This is a genomic window from Streptomyces sp. NPDC017529 (assembly GCF_044329785.1).
Classification (GTDB): Bacteria; Actinomycetota; Actinomycetes; order Streptomycetales; family Streptomycetaceae; genus Streptomyces.
This window is the reverse complement of sequence record NZ_JBIRJY010000009.1, coordinates 201,444-209,181: the sequence shown is the minus strand read 5'-3', so window position 1 is coordinate 209,181 and position 7,738 is coordinate 201,444. Positions and strand designations below refer to the sequence as shown.

Sequence of the window (7,738 nt, the reverse complement as noted above, 5' to 3'; positions counted from 1 at the left end):
CCTGGCGGGGTGTGTCTGGTGGGGGGGGGGGGGGTGCGGGGCCGGCGCTTGTGAAGCCGCGGGCGGGGGGGCGGGGGGGGGGGGGGGGCCCCCCCGGGGGGGGGGGGGCCCCCCCGCCACCGGGCCAGGACGGCCGGCCGCCCGGCGGACGCTGCACGCTTCCGTGACGGTGCGTGCCCGTACGCCCCCCATGAGCGCCCCACCCGCACCCTGCGTCCCAACTGGCGTACGCAGAGCGACAGTCCGTGACCTGGATCACCGGTTCACAAGATCGCTACCAAATCTCCCCCAGGATTGTGACCAAACCCCTCGGAGCACCACTCCCCCGCAGGTCAGCGCGGTGTCACCCAAATGCACCAGGTCCAAATCCCCGTCCTTCACAGGCCCTGAGGCACTGGGCCCGGTCGCCGACAACCGGCAGGCTGATGTAGGAAGTCGGGGGACATTCTGCTAATGGGAGTACGTCAGTGAGCGCCATCACTCTTGCCCTGCTGCTGGCCGCGGCGGTCGCCGTGACCCTGGGAGCGGCCGCCCTGTACACCGCCCACGCGCTGCGCCGCCAGGTCACCGAGCTGCGCGCCGAACTCCTCGCCGCGCACGCCGAGGCGCGCTCCGAGGCCCGTGCGCAGGCCGCCGCGATCCCCGCCGCCCGCGCCGCCCCGGCCGCCGAGACACGGCTCGCCGACATACGGGCGGCCGTCGCCGACGCGCTGGCCGAGGAGCGGGAGCGCGAACTGGCCGAGGCCCGCGCCTTCTGGGCCGCCCAGGAGGCCCGGGACGCCGCCGACGCCCCGTCCCTGCTGGGCCCGCTGGACGGCGGCACCGACTTCGACGCGCACGAGCGGCTGGACGACCCGTTCTTCCTGCCCCGGCAGGCGGACCTGGCCGGCCTGGAGGCGCTGCTCGGCCCGGACGCGCCGCACGAGGCGGACGCCCTGGAGCCGGTGGACGCGCTGGAGAGCGAGCCGGTCGAGGAGACCGAGTCCGCCGAGCTGGCCGCCGCCCGCCGGCGCCACCCCTCGCACCCCGACTTCACCCCGTCCCCCGCCATCGGGGACCACGAGCGCACCGTGACGCGCCTGGAGGAGCTGGCCCGCGACCGCACCCCGCTCGCGGACGTCCGCCCCGGCCCGCTCGGCACCCTGGACGTCTACGTCTTCACCGACGGCACCACGATCTGCATGACCCCCGGCCACCGGGAGACCGCCGAGCGCGTCGCCACGGCCCTGCGCGAGGGCAGCGCCCCGGTCCTCCTGGGCGGCTCCGGCATCTCCGGCGCCTACGCCCTGACCTTCTCCTGGGGCCCCGCCACCGCCGACAGCGTCTACATCCTCGCGGACCGCGTCATCGCGTCCCTCTGAGGATCCGGCCGGAAGCGGCCGTTCCCCGGGGGGCCTCAGCAGCGCGCCGCGGCCCCCCGCACCAGCTCCACCGCCGCCGCGAGTTCCCGCTCGTCCCCCGCGGCGCGCACCGCCTCCGCCAAGTCGTGCCCGGCCACCGCCACTTGGTCACCGACCGCGAACATCCCGGCGTCCGGCAGCTCGTACGGCTCCCGGGCCGGGAACTCGACCCGCTGCGCCCTCGCCGCCAAGTCGCGCGCGAGCGCCAGCGCTTCGGCCGCGCGACCGCGCGCCAGGGTGCTCTGCGGCAGCGCCCTCAGGCGGTCGGCGAGGGCGTCTACGGCGGTTTGCAGGGGCGTCACGTCAAGCACAGGCCGAGCTTATGCGCCACTCCCGGGTGGTTGCCAACACCCCAACGGTCAGGCACGGTGGGCTGAAGGACCAGCATCGAACGCGTCCGGAGGCGCCGATGTCTCAACTCTTCTCCGAAGAGACCCACCGGAACCTGCTCTCCCGCATCCCCCACTGCACCGGCCGCGAAGTCTCCGACTGGCTTCGCACCGTAGATGAAGGCCCCGCTCTCTTCCGCTTCGAGGAGAAGGTCAGCTGGCTCCGGGGCGAGCACAACCTCGCTTACGGCCACGCCAAGGCGATCGTCCACGAGTACGACCTCAGGCGCGCGGCGCGCAAGTTCTGACCCGTGCCCGCCGAAAACACCGAAGGGCCCGTGGGAAGCTCCCCACGGGCCCTTCGTCACGTCACGTCACCGTGCCGGACGCCGGGGCGTCAGTCCCTCAGGATCGAGATCAGCCGCAGCAGCTCGGTGTAGATCCACACCAGGGTCACCGTCAGGCCGAACGCGGCCAGCCAGGACTCCTCGCGCGGCGCGCCGTACGCGATGCCGTCCTCGACCTGCTTGAAGTCCAGGGCCAGGCAGAGCGCGCCGAGGACGACGCCGACCACGCCGAACAGGATGCCCAGGCCGCCGCTGCGGAAGCCGAGGCCGTCACCGCCGCCGAAGGCCATGAACAGCACGTTGACGAACGACAGCAGCACGAAGCCGAGCATCGCGATCATCAGGAACCGCGTGAAGCGGGCGGTCACCCGCACGATGCGGGTCTTGTACGCGACGAGCATGGCGACGAAGACCGCCATCGTGCCCATCACGGCCTGCATGGGCGCGCCGCTGAGCTTCGGGATGTCGTTGATCGCGCCGCTGAGCGCGCCGAGGAACAGGCCCTCGAACGCGGCGTAGGTCAGGATCAGGGCCGGCGAGGGCTTGCGCTTGAAGGACTGGACGAACGCCAGCACCATCGCGATCAGCCCGGCGGCGACGGCGAAGCCGAGGCTCTTGGTCAGGAAGATCCAGCCGACGGCCGCACCGGCGATCACCGTGCCGAGCGTCATGCCGGTGCGCAGCACGACGTCGTCCATCGTCATCGGACGGGTCTGCGGCGTGTACTGCGGCGCCTGGGTGCCCTGCGCGTACGCGTCGGCGGGGCCCTGGGCGTACGGGTTCGTTCCGGCGTAAGGGTTCGCTGCGGGGCCCCCGGCCTGCGGCGGCGCGTTGAAGCCCGCGTAGCCGTTGTTGTCGCGGCTGAACCCCCGTCGCGAGAAGACCGGGTTGCTGCTCCTCATCTCACTCCTCCATGGCCGCGGGGCGCGGCCTTCCCACAAGGGTAATAGCTTGGCAAAAGGACGTTCTAGTTCTTGAGCAGGATCTTCACCCGAACCGTGAGTGACCGGTCCCGCACGCGAACGACGTCCGGTTGATCTCCCCTGTAGGACGTACGAGGGGCCGCGAAGGTGCCCGGACGCCGCCGAGGGACCGCACGCGGGTGGCGCGCGGTCCCTCGGCGGTTCGCTCCGGCCGGTGCCCGGCCGTCAACGGATCACTGGTTGTTCGTGCCGTTCTGGGAGAGCAGCGGCAACTTGTCGATGAGGTGCGACAGCGCCTGGTCCTCCTGGGACTCCGTCGAGTTCTCGACACACTGCTGGTGCTGGTCCGAGGACAGGATGTCCTGCACGCCGACGTTGACCAGGGCCACGATGTTCTGCACGTTCGTGATCGGCACACCGATGCACAGCTTGTTCAGCGAGTCGCCGATGAGCGTGGCGTCCGGGCTCATGTCGCCCTCGGTGCCGCCGTTGCCGAACGCCTGGGCCGAGTGGTTGCCGTTGGCAGTCCCGGTCCTGCGGTCGTCCCCCACCGCCATGGCCTGCGGAACCGCAGCCGCGGAGATACCGATCAGAGACGCGGCAACCGCCACGCTCGCCATCATCTTGTTCATCTCGAAACCCCTTCAGGAAATGAACTCCCATGTCGAAGGGAGCCCTGTAAGCAACAACCCGCCACGGCCGGGAAAGTTGCGCATCATCACCCGAACAGATCGACATTCCAGTTCACGGACCTGTTATTCCACTCTTCCGAGCCGGCCGCCGGGAGCCGGTTACGGAGTTGATTCTCCCGGTACGCCGAATTCCGAAAGCGCAGGATCTCCCGCAGGCCCGCCGCCCGCGTGGCCGCGATACGCCAGAAAAGGCGGCAAAGGGCCCGCGGCGCCGGTCGGCGGCACCACGGGCCCTGGCCCCGGTCACGCAGCGACGGAGTGGCTCACTCGTTGTTGGTGCCGTTCCCGGACAGCACCGGGAGCTTGTCGATGAGGTGCGACAGCGCCCCGTCGCCCTGGACCTGGGACGAATTCTCGACACACTGCTGGGTCTGGTCCGAGGACAGGAGGTCCTGCACACCGATGTTGACCAGACCCACGACGTTCTGCACGTCCTGGATCGGCACCGCGATGCAGGGCTTGTTGAAGGAGCCCTGGATGAGCGCGAACTGCGGGCTCATGTCCCCCTGCGTGGAGAAGTTGCCGTAGGTCTGGGCCGCACCGTTGCCGTTGATCGTGCTGACGCTACGGCCGTCACCGACGGCCGCCGCCTGCGGGGCGGCGGCGGCCGCGATACCGACAAAGGAAGCAGCCGTGGCCGCTGTTGCCAGCGCCTTCTTGATCATGTTTGATCCTTCGCGTTTCGGGATGCCCTTTACCCGGGGCAGTCTGAACAACTCGGTGTGACGAGCTTGGTTTTGCTACATCACTCAAATGATTTGGCGCACAACCGACCGGGACGGCCGTATTCGTGGCGGCTGTCGCACCTGCCGTCCGGTCCCTTCGCGACGCCCCGGGAATCGGCCGCGCTCCGCCCGCCGCACCACACGGCGGCGACATCTACTTACCGGACGGCTTGGCCACCTCGATGCCCTTGAGCGGCGGCGAGGATTCGGTGACGTCCCCCACGGTGTGCAGCAATTTCGCGGTGGCGCGGGACTCCTGCAGTTCGGTGGTCGTGTTCTCGACGGTCTTGACCACCGGGTCGAGCTGCCGGCCGTCCAGCTGCTTGTTGGTCAGGGCGTCCGCAAGGCCACCGTTCAGGCTGAAACTCGGCACCTTCCCCGGGGCGCCGGCGAAAGCGGGCGACGCCGCGGCCAGGGCCATGGCGGAACCGGCCAGAAACACAGCGGTCTTCGCGTACTTCACTTTCAGCTGTCCTTTCCTGAGCGGTGATGTCCCCGCGGTAGCGCACCGCGCTCCCATTACCGGCACTGCCCGGATCACCGCTTTGTTTCAGTGATTAACGAGACCGGCCCAAAAGGGAAACACCGACGGCTTCGCGCCCTGCCCGGCCCCTCGAACGGCGAGCGGCCCCGGCACGCTTGGCTGGCGCGCCGGGGCCTTTCGCTTCATCCTCTGCTACCCGTCCGACGCGGTACGTCAGTCGTTGACGCAGGTGTTGCCGAACGCCGGGTTCAGCAGCCCGATGATGTCGATCGAGTTCCCGCAGAGGTTGACCGGGATGTGGATCGGAATCTGGAGGACGTTGCCGGAGAGGACGCCGGGAGAGTTCTGGGCGGCGCCCGAGGTACCCGCGTCGGCGAACGCCGGAGCGGCGGCCCCGGCCACCATGAGCGTTCCAGCAGCGACTGCGGCAACCTTCGCGTACTTCACTTTCAGCCCTTTCCGCAGCGGAGTCCGAAACGGTCACGTCCTTCGTGCCGCACGGGCGCCCTCACGAATGCCCGTAACACCGCTACCAATATTCGTAACGATTCGGCCGCGCCGACGAAACCCTTGCGAAGTCGATTTTCACGAGGAATCGCCCGGATGGTTCAGCGCGGGCCGGTATAGAAGAGTGGGGTAATGCGGGTACAGCTTGCGCTCTTTCACAAAGCGCTAAGGCCCGGGTCGTTCAGGAGGAGAGAACCGACGTCCCGGGCCTTTTGCAACGGTCCGGCTCAGCTGTTGTTGACGCCGTTTTCGGACAGCAGCGGGAGCTTGTCGATGATGTGCGACAGCGGCTGGTCACCCTGGGTCTCGGTCGAGTTCTCGACACACTGCTGGTTCTGGTCCGAGGACAGGATGTCCTGTACGCCGATGTTGACCAGGGCCACGATGTTCTGGACGTTGGTGATCGGGATGCCGATGCAGGGCTTGTTGAGCGTGCCCTCGATCAGGCTCAGCTGCGGGGACATGTCGCCCTCGGTGTCGGAGTTACCGAAAGCCTGCCCCGCGCCGTTGCCGTTGGCGGTCGACGTTCCGCGCCCGTCGCCGACCGCCATGGCCTGCGGAGCCGCCATGGCCGAGACGCCGACGATGGACGCAGCTACGGCCGTCGTGGCCAGGAACTTCTTGATCACGATTCACCCTTCTCGAAGCGGAGTGCCCGTTTCCGGAGCGTCCTGGACAACTCGCGTCCGCCAGTTCAGTTTCGCCGGTTCACCCGAATGCCACGAAACCGTAGACACATATCACCGCACTGCCGAGCGCCTGGAAGTGAGCATGGCAAAAACCCCGCAGAGGCCGGCCGCCCTGCGGGGCACTTTTGTGCGAAGACCATTGCACGGACAACGCGACGGCCGGCCGCGCCGCACGGCATGCGGTTCGCGAATACCTCTGCCACAATTTTCCGTACACGGATACCGGGCCGCCGTTCCGGAGCCGCCCGGGGAAAGGCCCGGCCGGTTCCGGACAGCAGGAAAGGCCCCGCGGCACACGGGGCCTTTCCCTGGTCTCAGCGGGTCGGCGGCGCGCCGCGCCGGCCGTCCCGCGAAAGCCGGCTCACTGCTCGACGTTGCCGATCGCCAGGCCGACCTTGGTGACGTTCTTCTTGTACTTGAACTTGTACGTGTCGTTGTCGTTGTACGTGTACGCCTTGTTGTCGTTGTACTCGTTGTGCTCCTTGTGCACACGGTCACAACGGAACTTGCCGTACTTGGCACCGCAGTTGTTACCGGCGGTGAGGCGCGGCGCGTCGTCCCCCCAGGACGCGGCGGAGGCCATGCCCGAGAGCGGGACGATGGCAAGGGCGGCGATGGCGACCGAGCCGGCGGTACGACCGATGAACTTGCGCATGCTTTCTCTCCTCGTGCGCAGAAATGTGACACCGGATGTCTACCGCGCCGTATGTGATCGAACACGCGGTGCCATGTGATATATCTGTTCGGGTCCGAAGTGCGACCATTTGCAGCACCAGCGTTTCCCCCCTGGAAATGCTTGCGCTATCTACAGCCCTGCGCATTCGCACCGTGCGCCGCACCGGCGCGAGCGGGCGCCGGTAGGACGGACGCCCCGCCCGGCACACTGGGCAAAGGCGGCGGCCCCGTCCCGGGAGGCCGGCCGCGTCCGGGCGCACACGTGGAGGAGCGATGTCCCAAGGCAGGCGGAACCTGACGATCACCACGGTCGTCGACGCCGGGGAGTGCGCGGTGCTCCGGGTTGCCGGGGAACTGGACGTGCACGCGGAGCGGGAGTTCCTGGACGAGTCCGGGGCCGTGATCGCGGCCGGGCACCGGTTCCTGGTGCTGGACCTCACCGCGCTGCGCTTCTGCGACTCCCGGGGACTGAACTGCCTGCTCGCCCTGGAGTGGCTGTGCCGGCGCATGCAGGGGAGGCTGCTGCTCGCCTCGCTGGGCGTGCGCGTCCTGCACGTCCTGCTGGTCACCCGTACCGTGGAGGCGCTGTCCTGCTTCCCGACCGTGGGCCACGCGCTGGCCGCCGTCCCGCCGGAGGTCCGCCCGGCCTGGCCGCCCGGTGGCGCGGCGTCCGACGGCGCGGCGCCCGGCGGCGGTGACGGCAGTGACGACGTCAAGACCGGTGACGGGGACGCGCACCGGCCGTACGATCGGGAACGGCCGCGCTGACACCTCCGGCCCCGCCGCGCCACGGCGTCCGGCCCTCATGTGCTGTGCCCGGAGCCGGACTTGAACCGGCACGGCCCGAAGGCCAGCGAGGTTTAAGCTCGCCGTGTCTGCATTCCACCATCCGGGCCTGGGATCCCCCATGCCGCCTCAAAGGGGGCAGCACGAGCCTAGCCCGCAGTACCGTCTGAACAGGGGTCCG

Annotated in this window: 11 protein-coding genes and 1 tRNA gene; 3 read left to right on the top strand and 9 right to left on the bottom strand. The window is 69.2% G+C overall.

Going from position 1 to position 7,738, the window contains the following annotated elements; genetic code table 11:
• Positions 1–467: 467 nt before the first annotated feature.
• Positions 468–1,361: a hypothetical protein gene (locus ACH4K4_RS23940; RefSeq protein WP_398169886.1), complete on the top strand. Its 894-nt coding sequence runs from the start codon at positions 468–470 to the stop codon at positions 1,359–1,361.
• A gap of 35 nt (positions 1,362–1,396) precedes the next feature.
• Here ACH4K4_RS23940 and ACH4K4_RS23935 read toward each other — a convergent pair whose 3' ends face one another.
• The gene (locus ACH4K4_RS23935; protein ID WP_398169884.1) at positions 1,397–1,711 is read right to left on the bottom strand and encodes a hypothetical protein; all 315 of its coding nucleotides are present in this window, start codon (positions 1,709–1,711) and stop codon (positions 1,397–1,399) included.
• A gap of 98 nt (positions 1,712–1,809) precedes the next feature.
• Between ACH4K4_RS23935 and ACH4K4_RS23930 the strand changes: the two genes are divergently transcribed.
• A complete protein-coding gene (locus tag ACH4K4_RS23930; protein WP_360127029.1) occupies positions 1,810–2,037 on the top strand; it encodes a DUF4287 domain-containing protein in 228 nt (75 codons plus the stop codon).
• A gap of 89 nt (positions 2,038–2,126) precedes the next feature.
• On the opposite strand, the gene ACH4K4_RS23925 is transcribed toward ACH4K4_RS23930, so the two are convergent.
• From ACH4K4_RS23925 to ACH4K4_RS23895, 7 genes are all read right to left on the bottom strand, one after another.
• Positions 2,127–2,978: a Bax inhibitor-1/YccA family protein gene (locus ACH4K4_RS23925; protein WP_398169882.1), complete on the bottom strand. Its 852-nt coding sequence runs from the start codon at positions 2,976–2,978 to the stop codon at positions 2,127–2,129.
• 254 nt (positions 2,979–3,232) lie between these two features.
• The gene (locus tag ACH4K4_RS23920) at positions 3,233–3,631 is read right to left on the bottom strand and encodes a rodlin (RefSeq protein WP_398169880.1); all 399 of its coding nucleotides are present in this window, start codon (positions 3,629–3,631) and stop codon (positions 3,233–3,235) included.
• Between the two features lie 323 nt (positions 3,632–3,954).
• A complete protein-coding gene (locus ACH4K4_RS23915; RefSeq protein WP_398169878.1) occupies positions 3,955–4,356 on the bottom strand; it encodes a rodlin in 402 nt (133 codons plus the stop codon).
• A gap of 214 nt (positions 4,357–4,570) precedes the next feature.
• Complete coding sequence (locus tag ACH4K4_RS23910) at positions 4,571–4,879, bottom strand: hypothetical protein (RefSeq protein WP_398169877.1); 309 nt, start codon at positions 4,877–4,879, stop codon at positions 4,571–4,573.
• A gap of 234 nt (positions 4,880–5,113) precedes the next feature.
• Complete coding sequence (locus tag ACH4K4_RS23905; protein WP_360127043.1) at positions 5,114–5,347, bottom strand: chaplin; 234 nt, start codon at positions 5,345–5,347, stop codon at positions 5,114–5,116.
• 287 nt (positions 5,348–5,634) lie between these two features.
• Positions 5,635–6,036 (bottom strand): rodlin, encoded by a 402-nt coding sequence (locus ACH4K4_RS23900; RefSeq protein WP_398169875.1) that lies wholly within the window; start codon positions 6,034–6,036, stop codon positions 5,635–5,637.
• A 421-nt stretch (positions 6,037–6,457) separates the two neighbouring features.
• Positions 6,458–6,751, bottom strand: a complete 294-nt coding sequence (locus ACH4K4_RS23895) for a hypothetical protein (protein WP_398169873.1) — start codon at positions 6,749–6,751, stop codon at positions 6,458–6,460.
• Positions 6,752–7,044: 293 nt separating this feature from the next.
• Between ACH4K4_RS23895 and ACH4K4_RS23890 the strand changes: the two genes are divergently transcribed.
• Complete coding sequence (locus ACH4K4_RS23890; RefSeq protein ID WP_398169871.1) at positions 7,045–7,539, top strand: STAS domain-containing protein; 495 nt, start codon at positions 7,045–7,047, stop codon at positions 7,537–7,539.
• Between the two features lie 45 nt (positions 7,540–7,584).
• Here ACH4K4_RS23890 and ACH4K4_RS23885 read toward each other — a convergent pair.
• Positions 7,585–7,666: transfer RNA gene (locus ACH4K4_RS23885), tRNA-Leu, on the bottom strand.
• Positions 7,667–7,738: the final 72 nt, after the last annotated feature.